This is a genomic window from Pseudonocardia endophytica (assembly GCF_004339565.1).
Classification (GTDB): Bacteria; Actinomycetota; Actinomycetes; order Mycobacteriales; family Pseudonocardiaceae; genus Pseudonocardia; species Pseudonocardia endophytica.
In genome coordinates this window covers 2,070,678-2,090,765 of the sequence record NZ_SMFZ01000002.1, presented here as the reverse complement: position 1 = coordinate 2,090,765, position 20,088 = coordinate 2,070,678, and the positions used below count along the sequence as shown (strand labels likewise).

At 72.6% G+C, this 20,088-nt stretch carries 23 protein-coding genes; 14 read left to right on the top strand and 9 right to left on the bottom strand.

Going from position 1 to position 20,088, the window contains the following annotated elements:
• Positions 1–134: 134 nt before the first annotated feature.
• The 6 genes from EV378_RS28660 to EV378_RS28635 are packed head-to-tail and all read left to right on the top strand — an operon-like array spanning position 135 to position 3,464.
• Positions 135–455: a hypothetical protein gene (locus EV378_RS28660; protein WP_132430493.1), complete on the top strand. Its 321-nt coding sequence runs from the start codon at positions 135–137 to the stop codon at positions 453–455.
• Positions 452–901 carry a hypothetical protein gene (locus tag EV378_RS28655; protein ID WP_132430492.1) on the top strand — a complete coding sequence of 150 codons (450 nt, stop codon included), beginning with the start codon at positions 452–454 and terminating at the stop codon, positions 899–901. The genes EV378_RS28660 and EV378_RS28655 overlap by 4 nt, the downstream gene beginning before the upstream one ends.
• The gene (locus tag EV378_RS28650) at positions 898–1,080 is read left to right on the top strand and encodes a hypothetical protein (RefSeq protein WP_132430491.1); all 183 of its coding nucleotides are present in this window, start codon (positions 898–900) and stop codon (positions 1,078–1,080) included. The genes EV378_RS28655 and EV378_RS28650 overlap by 4 nt, the downstream gene beginning before the upstream one ends.
• Positions 1,077–2,522: an APC family permease gene (locus EV378_RS28645; protein ID WP_132430490.1), complete on the top strand. Its 1,446-nt coding sequence runs from the start codon at positions 1,077–1,079 to the stop codon at positions 2,520–2,522. Before EV378_RS28650 ends, EV378_RS28645 begins: the two co-directional genes overlap by 4 nt.
• A 10-nt stretch (positions 2,523–2,532) precedes the next feature.
• Positions 2,533–3,186, top strand: a complete 654-nt coding sequence (locus EV378_RS35610; RefSeq protein WP_165922522.1) for a hypothetical protein — start codon at positions 2,533–2,535, stop codon at positions 3,184–3,186.
• Positions 3,183–3,464 (top strand): hypothetical protein, encoded by a 282-nt coding sequence (locus EV378_RS28635; protein WP_132430489.1) that lies wholly within the window; start codon positions 3,183–3,185, stop codon positions 3,462–3,464. The genes EV378_RS35610 and EV378_RS28635 overlap by 4 nt, the downstream gene beginning before the upstream one ends.
• A gap of 951 nt (positions 3,465–4,415) precedes the next feature.
• Here the strand turns inward: EV378_RS28635 and EV378_RS28630 are convergent.
• From EV378_RS28630 to EV378_RS28620, 3 genes are read right to left on the bottom strand one after another with little or no spacing between them, the layout of a single operon-like run.
• Positions 4,416–5,021, bottom strand: a complete 606-nt coding sequence (locus EV378_RS28630; RefSeq protein WP_132430488.1) for a response regulator transcription factor — start codon at positions 5,019–5,021, stop codon at positions 4,416–4,418.
• A complete protein-coding gene (locus EV378_RS28625) occupies positions 5,015–6,115 on the bottom strand; it encodes a GAF domain-containing sensor histidine kinase (protein WP_132430487.1) in 1,101 nt (366 codons plus the stop codon). The genes EV378_RS28630 and EV378_RS28625 overlap by 7 nt, the downstream gene beginning before the upstream one ends.
• Before the next feature lie 31 nt (positions 6,116–6,146).
• Positions 6,147–7,664: a class I adenylate-forming enzyme family protein gene (locus tag EV378_RS28620; RefSeq protein WP_132430486.1), complete on the bottom strand. Its 1,518-nt coding sequence runs from the start codon at positions 7,662–7,664 to the stop codon at positions 6,147–6,149.
• A gap of 107 nt (positions 7,665–7,771) precedes the next feature.
• On the opposite strand from EV378_RS28620, the gene EV378_RS36555 reads away from it, so the two are divergent.
• The 3 genes from EV378_RS36555 to EV378_RS28605 all read left to right on the top strand — a co-directional run bounded on the left by EV378_RS36555 (position 7,772) and on the right by EV378_RS28605 (position 10,220).
• Positions 7,772–9,241: a linalool dehydratase/isomerase domain-containing protein gene (locus tag EV378_RS36555; RefSeq protein ID WP_132430485.1), complete on the top strand. Its 1,470-nt coding sequence runs from the start codon at positions 7,772–7,774 to the stop codon at positions 9,239–9,241.
• A complete protein-coding gene (locus EV378_RS28610) occupies positions 9,238–9,735 on the top strand; it encodes an SCO family protein (RefSeq protein WP_132430484.1) in 498 nt (165 codons plus the stop codon). The genes EV378_RS36555 and EV378_RS28610 overlap by 4 nt, the downstream gene beginning before the upstream one ends.
• A gap of 113 nt (positions 9,736–9,848) precedes the next feature.
• The gene (locus tag EV378_RS28605; protein WP_132430483.1) at positions 9,849–10,220 is read left to right on the top strand and encodes a hypothetical protein; all 372 of its coding nucleotides are present in this window, start codon (positions 9,849–9,851) and stop codon (positions 10,218–10,220) included.
• Here the strand turns inward: EV378_RS28605 and EV378_RS28600 are convergent.
• Positions 10,159–11,358 carry a DUF418 domain-containing protein gene (locus tag EV378_RS28600; RefSeq protein ID WP_132430482.1) on the bottom strand — a complete coding sequence of 400 codons (1,200 nt, stop codon included), beginning with the start codon at positions 11,356–11,358 and terminating at the stop codon, positions 10,159–10,161. The genes EV378_RS28605 and EV378_RS28600 overlap by 62 nt on opposite strands.
• 130 nt (positions 11,359–11,488) lie before the next feature.
• On the opposite strand from EV378_RS28600, the gene EV378_RS28595 reads away from it, so the two are divergent.
• Both EV378_RS28595 and EV378_RS28590 read left to right on the top strand, forming a co-directional pair.
• Positions 11,489–12,655 (top strand): sensor histidine kinase, encoded by a 1,167-nt coding sequence (locus EV378_RS28595; protein WP_132430481.1) that lies wholly within the window; start codon positions 11,489–11,491, stop codon positions 12,653–12,655.
• Positions 12,643–13,329 carry a response regulator gene (locus tag EV378_RS28590; protein ID WP_132430480.1) on the top strand — a complete coding sequence of 229 codons (687 nt, stop codon included), beginning with the start codon at positions 12,643–12,645 and terminating at the stop codon, positions 13,327–13,329. Before EV378_RS28595 ends, EV378_RS28590 begins: the two co-directional genes overlap by 13 nt.
• Here EV378_RS28590 and EV378_RS28585 read toward each other — a convergent pair whose 3' ends face one another.
• From EV378_RS28585 to EV378_RS28570, 4 genes are all read right to left on the bottom strand, one after another.
• On the bottom strand, positions 13,330–14,310 hold the full coding sequence (locus tag EV378_RS28585) for a MerR family transcriptional regulator (protein ID WP_132430479.1): 981 nt from the start codon (positions 14,308–14,310) through the stop codon (positions 13,330–13,332). It abuts the gene before it with no gap.
• Positions 14,304–14,978, bottom strand: coding sequence for a HEAT repeat domain-containing protein (locus EV378_RS28580; RefSeq protein WP_132430478.1), 675 nt, complete (start codon positions 14,976–14,978; stop codon positions 14,304–14,306). Before EV378_RS28580 ends, EV378_RS28585 begins: the two co-directional genes overlap by 7 nt.
• Positions 14,979–15,011: 33 nt before the next feature.
• Positions 15,012–15,437 (bottom strand): hypothetical protein, encoded by a 426-nt coding sequence (locus EV378_RS28575; protein WP_132430477.1) that lies wholly within the window; start codon positions 15,435–15,437, stop codon positions 15,012–15,014.
• A 95-nt stretch (positions 15,438–15,532) separates the two neighbouring features.
• Positions 15,533–15,859 (bottom strand): nuclear transport factor 2 family protein, encoded by a 327-nt coding sequence (locus EV378_RS28570; protein ID WP_132430476.1) that lies wholly within the window; start codon positions 15,857–15,859, stop codon positions 15,533–15,535.
• 102 nt (positions 15,860–15,961) lie between these two features.
• On the opposite strand from EV378_RS28570, the gene EV378_RS28565 reads away from it, so the two are divergent.
• Both EV378_RS28565 and EV378_RS28560 read left to right on the top strand, forming a co-directional pair.
• Complete coding sequence (locus tag EV378_RS28565) at positions 15,962–16,789, top strand: MerR family transcriptional regulator (protein ID WP_243653813.1); 828 nt, start codon at positions 15,962–15,964, stop codon at positions 16,787–16,789.
• Between the two features lie 307 nt (positions 16,790–17,096).
• Positions 17,097–17,762 carry a peroxiredoxin gene (locus tag EV378_RS28560; protein WP_132430475.1) on the top strand — a complete coding sequence of 222 codons (666 nt, stop codon included), beginning with the start codon at positions 17,097–17,099 and terminating at the stop codon, positions 17,760–17,762.
• A gap of 131 nt (positions 17,763–17,893) precedes the next feature.
• On the opposite strand, the gene EV378_RS28555 is transcribed toward EV378_RS28560, so the two are convergent.
• Positions 17,894–18,883 carry a Dyp-type peroxidase gene (locus EV378_RS28555; RefSeq protein WP_132430474.1) on the bottom strand — a complete coding sequence of 330 codons (990 nt, stop codon included), beginning with the start codon at positions 18,881–18,883 and terminating at the stop codon, positions 17,894–17,896.
• A gap of 398 nt (positions 18,884–19,281) precedes the next feature.
• On the opposite strand from EV378_RS28555, the gene EV378_RS28550 reads away from it, so the two are divergent.
• Complete coding sequence (locus tag EV378_RS28550) at positions 19,282–20,079, top strand: SigB/SigF/SigG family RNA polymerase sigma factor (RefSeq protein WP_165922521.1); 798 nt, start codon at positions 19,282–19,284, stop codon at positions 20,077–20,079.
• The last annotated feature ends 9 nt before the right edge of the window (positions 20,080–20,088 follow it).

Sequence of the window (20,088 nt, the reverse complement as noted above, 5' to 3'; positions counted from 1 at the left end):
ACGACCGAGGTATTTGGTCCGGACCGAAGACCATCGGGCCGGACGGCACGACGCCCGACATCCGTCCCGACGACGTGACGCACTGCTGCACAACGTCTGTCACCGCTCGTCGGCAGGAGCCAACGGAGGCTTCGTTGAAGACATTCGAGGCGCGCATCGACAGCCTGCTCAGACGGGACCGGATCCTCGCGGTGGCGTTCGCCGTCGCGATGTGGGTCGTCCTGGTGTTCGTCTGCGCGGTCGCCCTGACCACCTCGCCGAGCCCGAGCATCTCCGTCGCGCTCGTCGTCGCGGCGATCCTGCTCGGCGGGTTCAACACGGCATCGGTGGCGGCGATGGTCCGCCGCTACCGGCTCTCCAAGGAGAGCGTCTACGGCCCGGACATCGAGTTCTCCGACCGGCTCAGGGAAGCCAGACAGCAGGCGCGCAACGCGAAGCGCGGGAGCGCGTCGTGAGCGCCCCGAGCGAGCGGAAGGCGCCCTACGAGCCGCCGCGCCAGTCCCTGCGCGGGCAGCTCCTGGACGCGGCCGTGATCCTGGTGCTGATCTTCGCGACGCTGTTCGTCACGACGTACCTGACCGGTGACGAGAGCGAGGACGCCACCGGCACGTCGCAGGTGCGGTCGGTGAGCCAGCTTCCGGTGACGCCCGGCGAGAAGGCCCAGTACCAGAAGATGATCGACACCGGTACGGCCGACCTGCCGACGATCGCCGCGGGCGTCGAGGCCAACCAGCCGGACCCGCACAAGTACGACATCGACTGGCTCGCACTCGTCGGCACGGCCGTGCTGCTCGCCGTCTACCTGGGCTTCGTCTACCGCGTCTCCTTCAGGGAGTACCGCGAGGTGATCGAGGAGAGGTTCGGGCCCCGCTCCCGTTCCGATGAGGAGGTGTCCGGATGAGTGTCGTCGGCATCGTCGAACTGCTCGCCTGGCTGATCAGCGCCGCGATCGCGATCTGGATGGCGCAGGACATGATCCGGGTCGCCCGGGGCCACGACGAGGCCTCCCTGGTCAACGCGCCCGACCCGCTCGAGGAACCGTACGAGCCACCCGCCACGGCGGAGAGGGGATCCGCATGAGCGTCGAGGAAGCACCTGCCGAGCGCACGTCGGCGGCCGGCGCCGAACGACCGGCACTGCGGCGGGTGCTGTCCCCCTTGCACATCTGGGCCCTCGGCGTCGGCATCGTGCTCGTCGGCGAGTTCATGGGGTGGAACTTCGCCGTCGAGAAGGGCGGCATGTACGGCGCGCTCGTCGCCGGCTGGGTCGTCGGGCTGCTCTACACGTGCATCGTGATGATCAACTCCGAGATCACGTCGGCGATCCCGGCCGCCGGTGGCCAGTACGCGCAGGCCAAGCACACGGTCGGGCCACTGATGGCGTTCAACGTCGGCCTGTACCTGACGCTCGCCTACACGATGCTCGAGGCGTCCAACGCGAACGTGCTCAGCTACCTGCTGACCACGCTGGCGAACCTGATGGGCTCCACGGAGGAGCTGTCCCCCTACCCGTTCGCGGTGCTCGCCATCCTGGCGCTGGCGTTCCTGAACTACCGGGGCGTGTTCGCGACGCTCACGCTGAACTTCGTGATCACCGGGTTCGCGTTCGTCACGCTGCTCCTGCTGTTCGTCGGCCTGCAGGGATGGAACCCGACCGCGTCGCTGGACCTCTCCGGCCTGGCCGGCTCCCTGGACAACGGCCTGCCGTACGGCTGGATCGGCGTGATCGCCGCGTTCCAGTTCGGGATGTGGTTCTACCTCGGCATCGAGGGCACGGCACAGGCCGCCGAGGAGTGCCGGTCGGCGCCGCGGTCGGTGCCGCTCGGCAGCATGGCCGGGATCATGACGCTGATCATCGCGGCGTCGCTGACCTGGTTCCTCTGCGCGGGCCTGCTGCCGTGGCACTACCTCGGCACGGCGATCACACCGTTGTTCGACGCGGCACGACTGTCCGGCAGCGGCGTGCTCGTCGTGCTCCTGCTGCTCGGGACCCTGTGCGCCACACTGGCATCGGCCAACGGATGCATCAACGACGCGTCGCGGGCCTGGTTCTCGATGGGTCGGGACCGCTATCTGCCGGAGTGGTTCGGCGCGGTGCACCCGAAGTACCACACGCCGTTCCGGGCGATCGTGTTCCTAGTGCCGGTCGCGATCGCGTTCGCGATCCTGCCGGTCCTGCTGGACCAGCCGACGCTGCTGTCCACAGTGATCACGTTCTCGATCCTGTCCGGACTGCTGATGTACAGCTTCATGGGCCCGAACTTCATCCGGTTCCGCACGCTGTGGCCGATCGGGTCGATCAAGCGGGCCTACACGCTGCCGCTGCACCCGGCCCCGGCGATCGCGCTGCTGGTCCTCGCCGCCGCCGTGTTCTTCGCGACGTTCCTCGGATACGGCGCAGCGCTGCTGTCGATGCTCACGTTCTACCTGCTGGCGTCGATCTGGTTCGTGGCGCGGCGCTACAAGTTCGTCCGCCGTGGAGCGCAGTTCACCGCCGACCTGCCGCGTCCGCGCGGTTACTGAGGGGCGCGCCGTGTCCCTCACGTTCCTGGGCGCGCTCGCGCTGGTCGCCCTCGCTGTCGCCGTGCTCGGCACCGTCCACGCGGGCGCCCGCAACGCCGCGATGCGCGACCGCGCCCGTGTCTTCGACGACGTGCTGTCGGCCGTCGAGGACCCGGTCGTCCTCCGCGGCGACGGAATCGACTACCCCGAGCTGCGCGGCCGGGTCGGCGGCCACCCGGTCCGGCTGCGGGTGATCGTCGACGCGCTCGTGCTGCGCAAGCTGCCCGTGCTGTGGCTGGAGGTCGTCGTGCACCAGCGCGTACCGGTCACCGGCACCGTCAGCGTGCTGCTGCGCCCGCACGGTGGCGAGTACTTCTCGTCGAACCCCGGTTTCCGCTTCGAGCTGCCGACGCCGGCGTCGTTCCCGCGGACGGCCCGGGTGGCCGCGTCCACACCGGACACCTCGCTCGACGTGCTGGAACCGTTGGCGGCGTTCGTCTCCGAGCCCGAGACGAAGGAGGTCGGAGTCGGCCCGGGCGGTCTGCGCGCCGTGCGGCTGCTCGCCTCCGCCGACCAGGGCGCCTACCGGGTGAGCAGGCGGGCCTCGTTCTCCGGTGCCCGGGTGCCCGCCTTCGAGCTTCTGCGGACCGTGGAACTGCTGACCCAGAGGGAGGTCACGACGTGAGACGCCCGTGGGTGGTGCTCCTGGTGGCGATCGTGCTGCCGGGCGTGGGCCACGTACTGAACCGGCTGCCGACCCGCGGCCTGATGTTCGTCTTCTACACGATCCTGCTCGGCGTGATCACCTGGCACCTGACCACACCGGACCACTCCCTGGTCGGCCGTCTGGCCGGAGGCCTGTTCGTCTACGCGATCAGCATCGTGGACGCCTACCAGTGGGCCGCCGTCCGGGCGAGGTCGACCGCCGTAGCGGCCGGCACCGGGGTCCGCGCCGGTTCGTAGCCGACGGGGCGACGCGGTTCGCGCTGTGATCCGGTGTTCGCGCACCGGTCCGGAGTTCGCGCGCGTCCCGGCACGCGCGTTCACCGGATCACCACGCGTTCACCGGATCACCGTGCACGGGTCGTGGCACCCGGCGAGCGGCTGGTCCGGCCCGGGTGAGATGACGTCCATGGCTGGCCGGCTACCCCGGGGGAACCACCGGCGTCATCTCACGGGGATGGTCGATCCGGTCCCGGACGAGAGCAGCTCTCGCGCCTCCACATCGGATCGGCGGAGCTCTCGTCCACCACGGTCGGGGCTCCGCGTCACCACCCGTCGTGGACTCGCACTGTGATCCGGGCTCGCACCGGTCGGGGGTTCGCACGCCGGTCCGAATTCGCACGCCGGTCCGGAGAACGCACCCCGGTCCGGAGTACGCACGCGTCCCGGCACGCGCGTTCCGCCGGATCACCGCGCGTTCCTCGGATCACCCTGCGCTCCCCGGATCACCGGCCGCTCCCCGGACCACCGCGCGCTCCCCGGATCACCGGCCGCTCCCCGGACCACCGCCCGCTCCCCGGACCACCGCCCGCTCCCCGGACCACCGCGCGCTCCCCGGATCACCGGCCGCTCCCCGGACCACCGCGCGCTCCCCGGATCACCGGCCGCTCCCCGGACCACCGCGCGCTCCCCGGATCACCGCGCGTTCACCGGATCACCGCGCGTTCACCGGATCACCGTGCACTCGGGTCGTGGGACGCGGCGCGCGACGGTCCAGGCCAGGTGGACGACGGTGGTGGCCGACCGGCTGCGTCGGCGGCATGATGATCGCGAGCCGGTGCGGATCCGGCCACACACACGGCTGTCGTTGCACCGAACCGATGACCCTCAGCCGGCGGAGCGCTCGCGGGACGACGCCCGGGTTGCACGCCGGACCGGCTGGGCCCTGGCACGGACGCACCGCGGCGGGGATCAGAGCAGCCCTCTGGCCCTCGCGTTCGTGATCACCTGAGCGCGGTTGCGGGCGTCGAGCTTGCGCATCACGTTGTGCAGGTACGTCTTCACCGTGTTCGGGGACAGGCTCAGATCCCGGCCGACCTCGCCGTTCGTGTGCCCGGTCGCGACGAGGCGCAGCACGTCGTACTCGCGAGGGGTGAGCGGCGCCCGTTCCGGGTCGGGCACGCGGCCGCGGTAGCCGCCGGTGCGGGCGACCTCGCGGATCGCGTCGCCCAGCACCGTCGCGGACGCGTCCTTGACCAGCAGTCCCACCGCACCGGCGGCGAGCGACGGCGCCACGGCCGAGTGCTCGGGGAACGCCGTGAACAGCAGCACCCGGCTGGCCGGCGACACGGCGTGGAGGCGCGGGACCACGTCGGCGGCGAGCGCGTCCGGCAGGCGCAGATCGAGAAGCACGACGTCGGGTCGTTCTGCGGCACAAGCCGTCTCGGCACCGGTAGCGCTCGCGGCGTGACCGACGACGTCGATGTCGCTGTAGCGCCCGAGCGCGGTGACGACGCCGTCGCGGACGACGGGGTGGTCGTCGACGACCAGCACCCGGACGGTCCCCGCCCTCAGCACGGCAGCTCGAGCCGCCACGTCGTACCGCCCTGCGGATCGGGGACGACGCGCAGCGTGCCGCCGAGCCTGCGCACGGCGTCGGTGCTGGCGGTGAGCCCGATGCCGGGCGTGCGGCCCGCGCCGATCCCGACGCCGTCGTCGGTGACGGCGACGACGAGCACCCCGGACCGGACCGCCACGCTGACGACGACCGCCGACGCGCCGGCGTGCTTCTCCACGTTGAGCAGCGCCTCGCGCACGGCCGCGACGACCGCCTCGCACCGGGACGGCGCGAGCGCGGGCGGGTCGTCGAGCATCACGAGCTCGGCGGGGACCCCGGTGCGGTCGCTGAACGCGTGGCAGTCCGCGCGCAGCGCCACCGACAGCTCCAGCGCCGCGGGTGAGGCACGCAGCGTCCGCAACGAGTCGCGCAGTGCCGCCGACGCCTCGTTCGCCTGGTCCTGCAACCGCTGCAGCCGGGTCGCGAGCTCCGGGTCGGCGCCGACCGCGTCGGAGAGGCCGGCCACTCCGGACCCGATCGCGAACAGCAGCGCGCCGACGCTGTCGTGCAGGTCGGCGGCCAGGCGGGTGCGCTCCTCGTGCACCGCGACCTCGCGCGCGAGCCGGGCCCGTTCCGCGACGGCGACGGCGAGCGCCACCTCGTCGGCGACGGCCTCGGCCCGCTCGGCCGCGCGCCCGCCGAACGACCCGTCCGACCGCGCACCGACGGCCAGCACGCCGAGCAGCGTGCCGTCGCGCTGCACGGGCACGGCCAGCAGCCTGCGGATCCCCTCCAGGTCGATCAGCCGGTCGAACGTGTGGGTGATCTCGGCGGAGCCGAAGTAGTCGTCCACCCACGCCGGGGTCGCGGTGCCGTGCACCTTGCCGGTCAGACCGAGACCGCGGGACACGGCCAGCCCACGCAGCAGCCCGGTGTGGTCGCCGGTGACCTGGGCGAGCGTCAGTTCGGGGGCACCCGGGTCGACGGACTCGCCGAGCCACGCCACGTCGCCCTCGGCACTGAGCAGGTCCAGCGCCGCCCGCACGGCGGCGCGGCGGTCGAGCAGGCCGACGAGCTCGGTGTGCTCGCGCGTCAGCCGCTCCGTCGGGTCCACGGTTCCATGGAACACCGGTGCTCCCCGGGTGTCACGGGGTGAACTTCTTGATCAGCTCGCGGCGCATGATCTTGCCGGTCGACGTGGCCGGGAGCGCGTCCACGAACCGCACCATGCGGGGCCGCTTGTAGGCCGCGAGGTGCTCCCCCGCGTACCCGACGAGCTCGTCCTCCGTCGGGTCCGTCCCCGTGGCGGGCACCACGTAGGCGCAGGCCAGCTCGCCGCGCACCGGGTCCGGCACCGGTCCGACGGCGACCATCGCGACCGACGGGTGCCCGGCCAGCACCCGCTCCACCTCGGCCGGGTAGACGTTGTAGCCACCGGTGATGATCATGTCCTTGCGCCGGTCGACGACGAACACGTGCCCGGTCGCGTCCATCGTCGCGACGTCGCCGGTGTGCAGCCAGCCGTCCGGCTCGATCGTCTCGGCGGTCGCCTCCGGGTTGCCGTGGTAGCCCGACATGACGATCGGGCCACGTACCATGAGCTCTCCCGGCTCCCCCGTCGGCGCGTCACGGCCGACGTCCTCCAGGTCGGCGATCCGCAGCTCGACCCCCGGCAGCGCCACCCCGATCGAGCCCGGCACCGGCGGCGCGTACAGCGCGTGCGTGGTACCCAGCCCGGCCACCTCGGTCATCCCCCACAGCTCGATCAGCGGGGCGCCGGAACGGGTCTGCCAGCGCTCGATCGTCGAGATCGGGATCGTCTGGCCGCCGACCGTGCAGCGGGTCAGCGACGAGAGGTCGGCCCCCGCGAGGTCGGGGTGGGCCAGCAGCATCGCGTACATGGCCGGGACGCCCTCGAACAGCGTCGCGCGGTGCTCGGCGATCAGCCGCAGCGTCTCGGCCGGGTCGAAGCGCTCCATGAGCACGACCGTGCCGCCGGCCAGGAACGTCCCGTTGATCACGACGTTGCCGTAGACGTGCGGGGCGGGCAGCGCGGTCACGACGACGTCGTCGTCGCGGCGTCCGTGCATGGTCGCGGTCAGCGCGCAGTTCAGCAGCACCGCCCGGTGGCTCTGCACGGCGCCCTTCGGGTGCCCCGTGGTCCCGGACGTGTACCCGATCGTCGACGGCGCGTCCGGGTCGGTCTCCACAGAAGGGACCGGTCCGTCGGAGGCCAGCAGCGCGTCGAACGCGAGCGCGCCCTCCGGGGCGTCGCCGAACGCCACGACCGTCGACAGGCCGGGCAGGTCGCGGGTCAGCTCCAGCACCGTCGACGCCTGCTCGGCGCTGGTGAACACGGCCGCAGCACCGCAGTCGCGCAGCACGAACGCCAGCTCCTCGGGGGTGAGCATGACGTTGACCGGGTTCACGACGGCGCCCGCCTTCAGCGCGCCGTGGTAGGCCACCACCCACTCCCAGCGGTTCTGCGCGTACAGCGACACCGGGCTGCCCGGCCGGACGCCACGAGCCGCGAGCCCGGCCGCGACCCGGTCGCTGAGCGCGTCCAGCTCGGCGAACGTGAGCGTCCGCGTCCGCGTGACCAGTGCCGGCTTGTCCCCGTACCGGGGTCCGACCGTCCGCAGGATGTCCCCGGGTCCGTGCACCGCTGCACCTCCATGTCGACGTGGCGGCAGCACATCGCACCCGGGACGGCGGCGGCACACCCGAACGGGTGTGGCGGCGGCCACGGTGCTGCGTAGCGTCGGAACGCATGACGACGACGTCGGTGCTGGACGAGGCACAGCTCGGTCACCTGAAGCACTGGGACAACCTGTCCCGTCGGCTGCCGCACGACTGGTCGCTGATGCAGGGCAAGGGCGCGGGCGAGGACGACTTCGGGAGCTACCGCTTCCAGCTCGCCTACATGATCTACGGGCTGGCGCTCGCCCACCGCCACCGGCTGCCCGCCGCGCCGGGGCTGTTCCGCCCGACGATCCAGCGGCTGATCGACAAGCTCCTGATGCCCGACGTCTGGTTGTACTGGCGCGACGTGTCGCGCGGCGGGATGGTCTTCAACGCCCACCTCGCGGACGGCTACCACGAACAGTGGGACCCGGTCGCCCGCGACAACATCATGTACTCCGCCTACGTGCAGTCCTGCGCGCTGCTGCACGACCACCTGTTCGCCGACGACCGCTACGCGCAGCCGGGTTCGCTGACGTTCGAGCACTGGTCGTTCTTCTGGGGTGGCGAGGAGAAGCGCTTCTCCTACGACCGGGACTCGCTCAACGAGCACCTCTACTGGCAGATGGTCCAGAACGGCTACCTCGGCGTGGCGTGCGAGCCGAACTGCGTGTTCCAGATCTGCAACCAGCCCGCCATCCTCGGCTTCCGGCTGCACGACGTGATCACCGGAGGCGACCGCGCCGACGAGGTGGTCGCCGGCTACGAGAAGGCGTGGGCCGACTTCGGCCGCCTCGACGACGCGGGCCACTACAACCAGATGATCCTCGAGGACTCGAAGGTCGTCTCCGGAAACGCGATGACGTTGCCGTGGGTGGACGCGTGGTGCGGCGCGCTGATGAACACCTGGAACCGGGACTTCGTGCACACGAACTACCCGACCCAGGTCACCGACTTCCTCGTGCCCGGCCCGGACGGCACGTTCTCGGTGCGTTCCGGCCCGACGCTCAACGTCATGGGCCGCGACGTCGTCACCGACACCTGCGACACCGGCTGGGTCGCCGCGTGGGCCGCCGAGATGGGTGATCGCTCCACACTGGACGGCATCCTCGCGCATGCCGACCGCTTCATGTCGCCCACCTGGGCCGACGGCGGGCTCTACTACCCGCGCAACGACACACCGGCCGACGCCGACGGCCACCGCACCGAGATGGAGCCGATGACCGGCAACGTGCTGCTCGGCTACGCCCGCCTCGACGTCCCGGACGGGTTGCACCTGCTGTACCAGAAGCCATGGGGCGCAGAGCACTTCGCGGAGCCAGCGCTCGTCGGGGTGGGTCGCGACGTCGAGGTGAGCCGCGCCGAGGTCGTCGACGGTGTGCTGCATGCCCGGCTGCGGCGGACCGGCGGCGGCGAGACCACCGTCGAGATCGGACGCGTCCCGGACGGCGCCCGGCTGCGGATCGACGGGCAGGAGGTGGCGGCCACCACCGTCCGTACCGGACTCACCCTCGACGTCCCACCCGGCCCGGCCCACGACGTCGAGCTCGTGCCGTGACCGCCGCACCCACCGACGTCGCGTTCGACCTCCTCGACCACCACGGCACGCCGGTCGGCATCGACTCCTACCGCGGCGACTGGCTGCTCGTGCAGTTCGGGTTCACGTCCTGCCGGGTCGTCTGTCCGCGGGCGCTGACGAAGCTCACCGCGGCGCTGGAGGAGCTGGGGGCCGACGCGGCCCCGTTGCGCCCGCTCTACGTCAGCGTCGACCCGGAACGCGACACCCCGGACGTCATGCGGGACTTCCTCACCGCGTCCTACCCGCGCTTCACCGGGCTCACCGGTACGCCCGACCAGGTCGAGGCCGCCAAGCGCGCGTTCCGTGTGTTCGCCCGGCGCCGCGCCGACCCGGAGGACCCCGACGGCTACGCGATGCCGCACACGGCGATCACCTACCTCGTCGACCCGGCGGGTCGCCTCGCGCGGCACTGGCCGGATACGGCGGACGCCTCGACTGTCGCGGACGGCCTGCGCGAGGCACTGACCGGCTGAACCGTCTCTCAGCGGGCCCTCAGCGACGGAGACCGTCCTCAGCCATCCCACAGGAGACGCCGTCTACTTTTCGTCCCGTGCGCACGGTTTCGGTCGTCGATGGGATGCCGGTGATGGATGCTGCCCATTCCGGTGACGCCGACGCCGCCGTCACGGCACTCGTCGATCTCATCGAGCAGCTGGAGCGGACCAGCGCGGAGCTCGCCTCGGCCGTCGAGCGCGCCCACGAGATCGTCGCGCTCCGGGAGGACGGCCGGTCCTGGCAGGAGATCGTGAGCGACGAGGAGCGCCCGCTGATCATCGAGCGGGTCAGCCGCGTGCTCGCCGAGCTCGGGACGGCCGGCAACCGTGTCCGCCGGGAGCAGGCCCGCGCGCTGATGCGCGAGGACCTCACCGTCACCGCCGTCAGCAAGCTGTTCGGCGTCACGCGGCAGCGGATCTCGATCCTGGTCCAGGACGAGTCGGCCGAGGGGCCCGATAGGTGAGCCGTCGCAGCAGCGCCTCGAACGGGCCGGGGAGTCCCGCGCGGCGCAGGAGGTCCGCCGCGACGACGGTGACGAGCCAGGTCGCGACGCCGACGCCCGCCGCGGCGGCGACACCGAGGTCGTTGCCGACGTCGAACAGCAGCGGTTCGGTCGCCACCAGCCAGACGACCGACTGCGCGAGGTAGCAGGTCATCGAGCGCTGACCGCAGGCCGCGAGCGCCGTCGTCACCGGCCCGCGCCGGTCCCCGATCCGCTGGGCGACGAGCGCGAGGACGGCCGCGTAGGCGAGGCCGCCCGCGACACCGGTCAGGTTGTGCAGCGCGCCCGCGCCGAACCCCACCGTCGGCGACGCCGGGCTCCAGAGCCCGACGGCCTGCAGCGTGACCGGCAGCGCCCCGAGGACCGTGACCGGCAGGCCGATCCAGGCGGTACGGCGCAGCAGCGCACGGTGCCGACCGGGGAACTCCAGCAGCCGCGCGCGCCCGGCCCAGATCCCGAGCAGCACCGGACCGACCGCGCTCAGCACGCTGACCGGGAGCAGCGGCACCGCGCTCAGTACCCGGTCGGCCGCGTTGACCAGCGGGTTCGGCGACAGCTCCAGGGTGCCGCCGAGCGTGAGGACGAGCTGCATCCCGCCGTAGAGGAGGGCGCCGACCGTCGTACCGACGGCGATGCCCCACCACAGGCGGCGGCCGGACCACGCCACCGCACCGGCGAACAGCACGGCGACCAGACCGTAGACGCCGATGACGTCGCCCGCGTACAGCAGCACGACGTGCACGAGGCCGAACACGACCATCCACGCGCCGCGACGGCGCAGCAGGCTCCGGATCCCGCCCCCGTCGATGCCCCGCTCCGCGCTGCGCCGCGCGATCTGCGCCAGCCCGTATCCGAACAGGACGGCGAACAGCGGGTAGGCGCGGCTGTCGACGAACGTCGTCGTCAGCGCCTGCGCGACGACGTCGAGCGGACCGCCCCCGGCGGGCACGCTGAGCGCCGACCCTCCGATGTGGAGCAGCCGGGTGTGCGCGAGCGCGATGAACAGCAGCATCACGCCGCGCGCCAGGTCGGGGGCCAGCGCCCGTTCCGCCTGCGCGGTCGGGACGGCGGAGTGTGCGGCAGAGAGCGGGGCTGGCATGCCCTCATGGTCGGGACGCCGTCCGGTCGCCCGGATCGGCCGGGCGGATCGGTTTCCGCGACCGAAGGACGAGTCGCAGTGGCCACCAGGAGGAGGCCCCGGAGCACCGGCTCCGCCTACGCTCTGCGCCATGAGCCGGCTTCCGGAGCGACGATGGTCGTGGCCCCCACGAGCCAGGGACGTCGCGCTGATCGTGCTCCCGGCACTGGTCGGGCTGAACGCCGTGCTGAACCGGGCGGAGATCCTCGCGCCGGTGTCGTCGTGGCTGAACACGCTGGATCTGGTCGCCGGCGTGGTCGCCTGCGCGAGCCTGTGGTGGCGGCGACGGTTCCCGCTGGTCGTGGCGTCGCTCGCGGTCGCGATGAGCACGTTCGCCGAGTCGGCCTCGCCGGCCGCGCTCGTCGCGCTGTTCACCGTGGCGATCCACTGCTCGGTACGGGCGACGGCCACGATGTTCGTGACGAACCTGGTGGCCCTCGGGGGCTACGCGGCCCTGCGGCCGGACCCTGCGGTCCCGTTGTGGGCGCTGGCCGGGCTGTTCGTGTCCGGGACGGCCGCCGTGGTCGCCTGGGGACTGCTGATCCGCAGCCGCCGCCAGCTCGTCGCCTCACTGCGGGAGCGCGCCGCGGCGGCCGAGGTCGAGGCGACGCTGCGCGCCGAGCGCTCCCAGCACGAGGCACGGGAGACGCTCGCCCGGGAGATGCACGACGTGCTCGGCCACCGGTTGTCGCTGCTCAGCGTGCATGCGGGCGCGCTGGCCTACGCCCGGGAGGCGTCGCAGGAGGAGACCGCGCGCGCCGCGGACGTGATCCGGGAGAACGCGCACCGCGCGCTGCAGGACCTGCGCGAGGTGATCGGCGTGCTCCGCGCCCCCGTCGGTGAGCTGCCGCTCCCGACGGTCGAGGACATCGCGGAGCTGATCGAGGAGGCGAGCCGGGCCGGGACGCCGGTCGAGCTCCGCGACGGGCACGGCGTGACGACCGGTGGACGCGCCGTCGGGGACACGGTGGGGCGCACGCTGTACCGCTTCGTCCAGGAGTGCCTGACCAACGCGCGCAAGCACGCGCCCGGCGCGCCGGTGGTCGTCCGGATCACGGGGGACGACCACCTCGTCAGCGAGGTCGAGAACCGGGAGCCACCTCCCGGAACCGCCGATCGGGTGGAGCATCCGGCCGGCTCCGGGGAGGGGTTGCGGGGGCTGGCCGAGCGCGCGGCGCTCGTCGGCGGCGACGTCGAGTACGGCCCGACGACGTCCGGCGGGTGGCGGACGAGCATGCGGCTACCGTGGCCGGCGTGAACGATCCCGCCCCGGACGTCGACGTGCTGGTCGTCGACGACGATCCGGTCGTCCGGTTCGGACTGACGATGATGCTGCGCGGCGCACCCGGCCTGCGCGTGGTCGCCGAGGCGGGCGACGGCGCGGAGGCGATCGAGCTGGTCGACCGGCACTCCCCGGACGTGGTGCTGATGGACATCCGGATGCCCGGCACCGACGGCCTCACCGCGACCGAACGCCTGCGCGGCCGCCGGGAGGCACCCCAGGTCGTCGTGCTCACGACGTTCGACGCCGACGAGCACGTCCTGCGAGCGCTGCGGGCCGGCGCGGCCGGGTTCCTGCTCAAGGACACCCCTCCGGACGAGCTCGTGCTCGCCGTCCGGCACGCCGCCGAGGGCCGCCCGGTGCTCTCGCCGGAGGTCACCCGCAGGCTGATCGACCGCGTGGCCGGGTCCGATCAGGACACCACCCGCGACGCGGCCCGCCGCCGTCTCGGGCTGCTCGCCGACCGGGAGCGGACGATCGCGCTGGAGCTGGGTGCCGGGCGGTCCAACGCCGAGATCGCCGCGCGGCAGCACCTCAGCGTCGCCACCGTGAAGACGCACGTGTCGGCCGTGCTCACGAAGCTCGACCTCAACAACCGCGTGCAGGTCGCGCTGCTCGTGCACGACGCGGGCCTTGACGCGCCGGAGTAGTCAGCCGAGCAGCGCCGATGCGAGGACGGCGACCGCACGGTCGTCGTCGGTGGACAGTCGCGTGAGGACGTCGCGAACCGCGGCGGCCGGCAGCTCGGCGAGCGCCTGGGTCAGGCGTCGCCGGACCGTGACGTCGGCGCCGTCCAGCTCGGCGACGACGGCGGTGGTCACCCGCTCCTCACACCCGCGCTCGCGGGACAGGGCTCCGAGCGCCTCGGCCGCGTCGACGTCGTTCGTGCCGGCCACCACCATGGCGACGAGCACCGGCACGGCCGCGGTCACGCCGCGGACCCCGGACGCCAGCGCGGCGGGCCCGCGCACGCCGGGATCGGCGTCGTCGAGCGCGTCCGCGAGCGCCGCCGTCGCCTCGTCACCGGGCATCTCGGCCAGCGTGCGCACCGCGCGCCCGCGGACACCGGCGTCCGGCGACGACAGGCCGGCTGCCACGCTCGCGACGCCGTCGTCGCCGGCCCGCGCGAGCGCCCACCGCAGCGCGCCCGCGACGTTCGGGTCGGGCTCCGCGAGCACCGCCTCGGCCAGCCGCTCCACCGGGACGCCGTCGTCGGTCGGGGCCAGCACGGCCTGCTGACGACGGGTGGCGCTCGGCGAGGCGAGGCCGTGCAGCAGCTCGACCATGCGCAACACGCCATCCCAGCCGTCCGGCGCCGACGCGTCCACCGCGCGCAGCCGATCGAGCAGCTCCTGCTCGGCGCGCAGGCGCTCCTCGGTCCGGTCGATCAGCTCACCGATCAGCTCCGACGGCGCGAACGCCGGGTCGTCCAGCGCCCGTCCGATCTGGCGTAGCGACAGCCCCAGCGACCGCAGGCACTCGACGTGGAAGATCCGGCGGATGTCCGGGTCCGCGTACTCGCGGTACCCGCCGACCGTGCGGCCGGTCGGGCGCACCAGCCCCAGGGTGTCGTAGTGCCGCAGCATGCGGCTGCTGACCCCGGAGCGGCGCGCCACCTCGCCGATCAGCACCCGTCGATCTCCTCGTCCGGGCCGAGCGCGACGACCCGCCTGGCCTCGTCGACGGCGACGTCGAACGCGGCCTCGGGGTCGCGCAGCAGCCGTTCGGTCGCGCGGACGTGCACGCGCACAGCGGGATCGCCGCTCGCGAGCGCGGACCGGAGCACCGGTTCGACGACGTCGCCGAGCTCGACGAGCGCCCGGCTCAGACTCCGCTGCACGGTGCGGTCGCCGCGGCCGAGCTGCGTGGCCAGGTCCGCCGCGAGACCGGCCCGCTCCCCGTCCGGCACGAGGACGACGGCGGCGCGCCACGCACTGCGGGCGACCTCGTCGTCGGTGTCCCGCAGCAGCGTCCGTGTGATCGACGGCCACGCACTCCGGTGCCCGACCTTGGACAGCGTGTGCAACGCCTGGCTGCGGGCCTGGGCCCGCTCGGAGGTCAGCTCCGCGACGAGCCGGGGCACCGTGACGTCCGCCGGCAGGCGCGTCAGGGCCCAGGTCAGCATGTCGCGCACGAAGAAGTCCGGCTCGACGGCACACCGTGCGACGAGCGCGTCGACCGTCCCTGGCCCGGGGCGGGTGCCGATCCGCAGTGCCGCGGAGAGCCGCGCGGACGCGTCGCCTGCGCCGAGCTCGTCGAACAGGCTCGTGGTCCGTGGGGTCCCGGCCGTCGTGGTCATGGGACCAGTGAAGGCCTTGTCACCGTGTCAGGGTCAAGCAGGTTCGCCGATCGTCCACGCGGACACGTCGGCGAGTGCGACCTGCCAGAGCGTCCCGCGCTTCGACGTCGGGTCGACGCCGGACGGCGTGAGCGTCGCGTCCGCGAGGTAGGCGTGGTGGATCGACGACATCAGCGCCCCGGTCGGGAGGTCGCCGTCGTCGCGGCGGGCGGCGTGCGTCTCGAAGATCCGCGCCACCGGGTCCTTGCCCTCCGGCGGACCCGGCCGGGACCGGATCTCGGCCGCCATCCGCCGCAGCCAGACGGCCGGGTGGACGGCGCGACCGTTCAGGACACCCGCGGGGACGGCGAGCGTCAGCATCACCGACGCCGCCTCGTCCTGGTGGACCGGCGCCAGGATCGAACGCAGGTAGTCCGACGCGCCGACGTCGGGCACACGGGACTCGCTGGAGCTGCTCACCGGACCGGGTTCCCGCGGATTCCGCCGACAAACCCGTGCCCACCGGGCGTCGGTCGTCGCCCTCCGCCCGCGACCGGCGATCGCAGCGGCCGTCCCTATCTCGACGCCGGGTCGTGAGGCCGGATCGTGAGGTGCCGGATCGCGTCGCCGTCGAACCGGAACGTGAACTCGAGACGGACCGGGCTGCCCGGGAAGTCGCCGGCGATGTCGGCGATCGCCTCCTGTCCGTCCGGGGTCGGCCCGACCCTGCGCACGGAGTACGTCACGGACGGGACGGCGGTCCGCCAGGCCCGGACGGCGTCGATGCCGACGTGTCGCTGCCCGTCGTCCTCGACGACGGCGTCGCGGCTGAACTGGGCGTGATAGGCCTCCAGATCGGGGTCGGCGGCGAGGGCGAAGTAGCGGTCGACGAGTTCTCTCATGACCTCGACGCTGGGGGCTCCCGTAGCGGGAGGGTCCAGCCGGTGTGACGGCCGCCACCCGGCGCGGACCCTCCCCCGACGGGAGGGTGCAGGCTGACCGACGTGACCGCGCTGCTGTCCATCGGCGAGTTCGCCACGGTGACCCACCTGAGCGTGAAGACGCTGCGCCACTACCACGACAGCGGTCTGCTGGCGCCCGAGCGCGTCGATCCGGGCTCCGGCTACCGCTACTACTCCCCCGACCAGATCGCGACGGCACAGGTCATCCGCCGCTTCCGCGACCTGGACATGCCGGTGCGCGACATCGCCCGCCTGCTCACCGCCGCCGTCGACGAGCGCGCCGCCCTGCTCACCGACCACCTCGAACGGCTGGAACGCCGCCTGGCCGCCACCACCGACGCCGTCCGCACCCTGCACCGGCTGCTCGCCCCGGATCCGCCGCGCCTGCACGTCGAGCACCGCCACCAGCCGGCGCGACGGGTCACCGGGATCGTCGGCGACGTCCCGCACGACGGTGTCCTGGACTGGTACGCGGCGGCCGTGGCCGAGATCGACGACGCGGTCGCCGCGGCCGGTGCCCGTGCCGTCGGGCCACCGGGCGGCCTGTACGACAACGCGTTGTTCACCCACGGCGCCGGCCGGGCGACCGTGTTCGTCCCGACCGACGCAGGCGTCCACACCGGACGCGTCGAGCCGCTCGACCTCCCGGCGCGCGACCTCGCCGTCACCGTCCACCACGGACCGCACGACGACATCGACGTCACGTACGGGGCGCTCGGCACGTACCTCGTCGAGCACGCCATGGTCGTCGACGGACCGGTCCACGAGACCTACCTCGTCGGTCCACGTGATGTCGACGACCCGTCCGCATGGCGCACGGAGATCGGGTGGCCGGTGTTCAGCACCACTCCGGGCACCGGCCCGGCTTGACCACGGGCCGTCGGAGCAGCAGGATCGCGCACGTCGTCGGGCCGTCGTGGCCCGCAGGAGGTGGAGCGTGTACGGGCGGGTTCTCGTCGGTCGCCTCCACGTCGACCTGATGCGCATCAGCAGCGCGGTCTGTCGTACCGCCTGAGCCGCTACGTCCGTCGTCGGACGGCCGCTCCGACACGCACCCCCGCCGTCCGGGTCCGCTCGGCGGCGTCGCACGGTCGGATGCCGGGCCCCGGGGCGGCACCGGTACACCGACCGGCAAGCTGTACGTGATCACCACACGAGCACCGAGAGGACACACCTCATGACCCTGCAGATCGGGGAGACCGCGCCCGACTTCGAGGCGGAGACGACCGAGGGCACCATCTCCTTCCACGAGTGGCTCGGCGACTCGTGGGCCGTCCTGTTCTCCCACCCGCGCGACTTCACGCCCATCTGCACGACCGAGCTCGGCACGCTGGCGAAGGCCAAGCCCGAGTTCGACAAGCGCGGCGTCAAGCTGATCGGCCTGTCCGTCGACCCGATCGACAACCACGCGAAGTGGGCCGAGGACATCGCCGAGACCCAGGGCGCGGCCCCGAACTACCCGCTGATCGGCGACTCCGAGTTCGTCGTCTCGAAGCTGTACGGGATGCTGCCGTCCGACGTGGACGGTGACCCGACGCAGCGCACGCCCGCGCAGAACGCGACCGTGCGCAACGTGTTCGTGATCGGCCCGGACAAGAAGATCAAGCTCGTCCTGATCTACCCGATGACGACCGGCCGCAACTTCGACGAGGTGCTGCGCGTCGTCGACTCGCTGCAGCTCACGGCGAACCACAAGGTCGCGACGCCCGCCAACTGGAAGCAGGGCGACGACGTGATCATCGCGGGCTCGGTGTCCGACGAGGACGCCAAGAAGATCTGGCCCGACGGCTGGCAGTCGCCGCGGCCGTACATCCGGATCGTTCCGCAGCCGCAGAACAGCTGATCCAGACGCGCGGGGCCCGTCGCCGGTACGCCGGTGGCGGGCCCTTCGCGCGCAGCATGATCACCCGTTGCGGAGCCGGCCGATCGGTCGGCGAACGAGTCGCTCCGCAACCCGGGATCATCGCCTCCGGCTCAGCGGTCCTTCAGGCCGCCGATCCCGAGCGTCCCGTCCCCGGTGGGCTCGTCGGTGGCCGTCGGCAACGGCGGCGGGTCGTCGAGCAGGTCGGCGGACGGGACGAAGAACAGCCCGCCGGTGACCGCCGTCGAGACCTCGAGCAGACGGTCGGTCGTTCCGGGCGGCTCGCCGACGAACATCCGGGTGAGCATCCGCTCGGTCACCGACGGGTCCGCCGCGTAGCCCGCGAAGTACGTCCCGTACTCGCCCCGGGCCAGCGAGCCGAACGGCATGTTGTCCCGCACGATGTCCCGCTCGGTGCCGTCCGGGTCGGTGATCGTGGTGAGCGTGACGTGCGAGTCCGGTGCCTTCTCGTCGTCCGGGATCTCGAGGTTCTCCAGCATCCGGCGTCCCACCGAGCACTCCCGCTCCTCGACCGGCTTCGCCGTCCAGGCGTCCAGGTCGTGCAGGTACTTCTGGACGATCAGGTAGGAGCCGCCGGAGAACGCCGGGTCCTCGTCGCCGATCAGCGCGGCCGACGCCGCGTCACCGCCGGTCGGGTTCGCCGTTCCGTCGACGAAACCGAGCAGGTCGCGCCGGTCGAAGTACCGGAACCCCACCACCTCGTCGGCGACCTCGACCGCATCGCCCAGCGTCGTGACCACGCGTCGGGCCAGCTCGAAGCACGGGTACGGGTTGGTCGAGCGCAGGTGCAGGAACAGGTCCCCCGCGGTGGCCGGGGCGCGGTGCCGGTCACCGGCGATCTCGCGGAACGGGTGCAGCGAGCGGGGCCGCGGCCCGGACAGCAACCGGTCCCACGCGTCGGAGGAGATGCCGAGCACGCAGTGCAGGTCCTCGCCGGGGTGCGGGAACCCGACGGACTTCACGAGGTCGCCCAGATCGGGCAGGAAGTCGTGGACGGTCGACTCGTGTCCGGGGTGGACGGTCAGGGTGAGGAACAGGGCGCTGTCGGTGAGCGGGGCGAGCACGTCCTGCGGGGTGGGCACGGGGCCTCCGTGAGGGTTTCGGGGCGGGCCGGGAGAACGTACTCCGGCCGACGGTGGCGGAGCGTCACCTACGCCGTTCGGCGGTACCAACAAATCCGTCGTGCGGGCCCGGTCGGAATCCGTGACGACTCGTCCTTCCGCAGGTCAGCGGTTACCCCGGCCAGGACATGGACGGCGAGCGAACGTGCCGTCCCCTGGACGCAGCTCCGAGTCGGGGATACCGTTCGGTCGGGCCACGATGATCCGCTCCTACACGGATCCCTGGTCGACCTTCCGCGGGGTTCACACATGACGCTCCGGGGCCACCGGCACTTCCTCGCCGGGAAGCTGCCCTCCCGTCAGGGGCCCTCATGCGCGACCCTGTTCCGCTCGACCCACACGACGTCCCGCTGCTGAGGATGTCGGTCAGTCGGGACGGCCCGGGCGCCTACGACGACCTTCTCCCGGCCCTGGGGGCGCACGCTGCGGCGAACGCCGACGACATCGGGTACCGCGAGCGGCGCGACGAGCTCGTCACCGCGTTCCTCCCGTTGGTGCGCAACCTCGCCCGGCGCTACGCCTCCGACGGCAACGCCGACGACATCGAACAGGTCGGGATCATCGGTCTGATCAAGGCGATCGACCGGTACGACCCGGAGCTCTCCCCGCGCGGGCCACTGTCCTATCTGGTCCCGAGCGTGCAGGGCGAGATGAAGAGGCACCTGCGTGACCGCACATGGTCGGTCAAGGTCCCCCGCGGCACCAAGGAGCTGGCGGTCGCGGTGGACCGGGCGTCCACCGCTCTGACGAACGAGCTCGGCCGCAGTCCGCGCGTCAGTGAGCTGGCCACTCGGCTGGAGGTGACGGTCGACGACGTCGTGGACGCCCTGAACGCTCTCGACTCGTACCAGACCCGGTCGCTCGACGTCTCCGACCCGGTGACCGGGACGTCCCTGGGCGACCGGGTCGGCAGTGAGGACGACACGTTGGGCGTCGCGGAGATCCGCGGCGACCTGCGCCGCGCGATCGCGGCGCTGCCCGACCGGGAGCGGACCGTCCTGCTGCTGCGCTTCTACGGCAACCAGACGCAGTCCGAGATCGGGCAGCGGATCGGCGTCTCCCAGATGCACGTGTCCCGGCTGGTCACGACGTCGCTGGCGCTGCTGCGCGAGCACCTCGACGGGCCCGCCGACCTGCCGGACGCCGCCGCAGGGTGATCCCGTCGG

Excerpts from the sequence above, each read along its gene's own strand:
- EV378_RS28650 (WP_132430491.1), top strand. The coding sequence starts at position 898 with ATGAGTGTCGTCGGCATCGTCGAACTGCTCGCCTGGCTGATCAGCGCC.
- EV378_RS28645 (WP_132430490.1), top strand. The coding sequence starts at position 1,077 with ATGAGCGTCGAGGAAGCACCTGCCGAGCGCACGTCGGCGGCCGGCGCC.
- EV378_RS36555 (WP_132430485.1), top strand. The coding sequence starts at position 7,772 with ATGACGACGACGTCGGTGCTGGACGAGGCACAGCTCGGTCACCTGAAG.
- EV378_RS28605 (WP_132430483.1), top strand. The coding sequence starts at position 9,849 with ATGGATGCTGCCCATTCCGGTGACGCCGACGCCGCCGTCACGGCACTC.
- EV378_RS28600 (WP_132430482.1), bottom strand. The coding sequence starts at position 11,358 with ATGCCAGCCCCGCTCTCTGCCGCACACTCCGCCGTCCCGACCGCGCAG.
- EV378_RS28595 (WP_132430481.1), top strand. The coding sequence starts at position 11,489 with ATGAGCCGGCTTCCGGAGCGACGATGGTCGTGGCCCCCACGAGCCAGG.
- EV378_RS28580 (WP_132430478.1), bottom strand. The coding sequence starts at position 14,978 with ATGACCACGACGGCCGGGACCCCACGGACCACGAGCCTGTTCGACGAG.
- EV378_RS28570 (WP_132430476.1), bottom strand. The coding sequence starts at position 15,859 with ATGAGAGAACTCGTCGACCGCTACTTCGCCCTCGCCGCCGACCCCGAT.
- EV378_RS28560 (WP_132430475.1), top strand. The coding sequence starts at position 17,097 with ATGACCCTGCAGATCGGGGAGACCGCGCCCGACTTCGAGGCGGAGACG.
- EV378_RS28550 (WP_165922521.1), top strand. The coding sequence starts at position 19,282 with ATGTCGGTCAGTCGGGACGGCCCGGGCGCCTACGACGACCTTCTCCCG.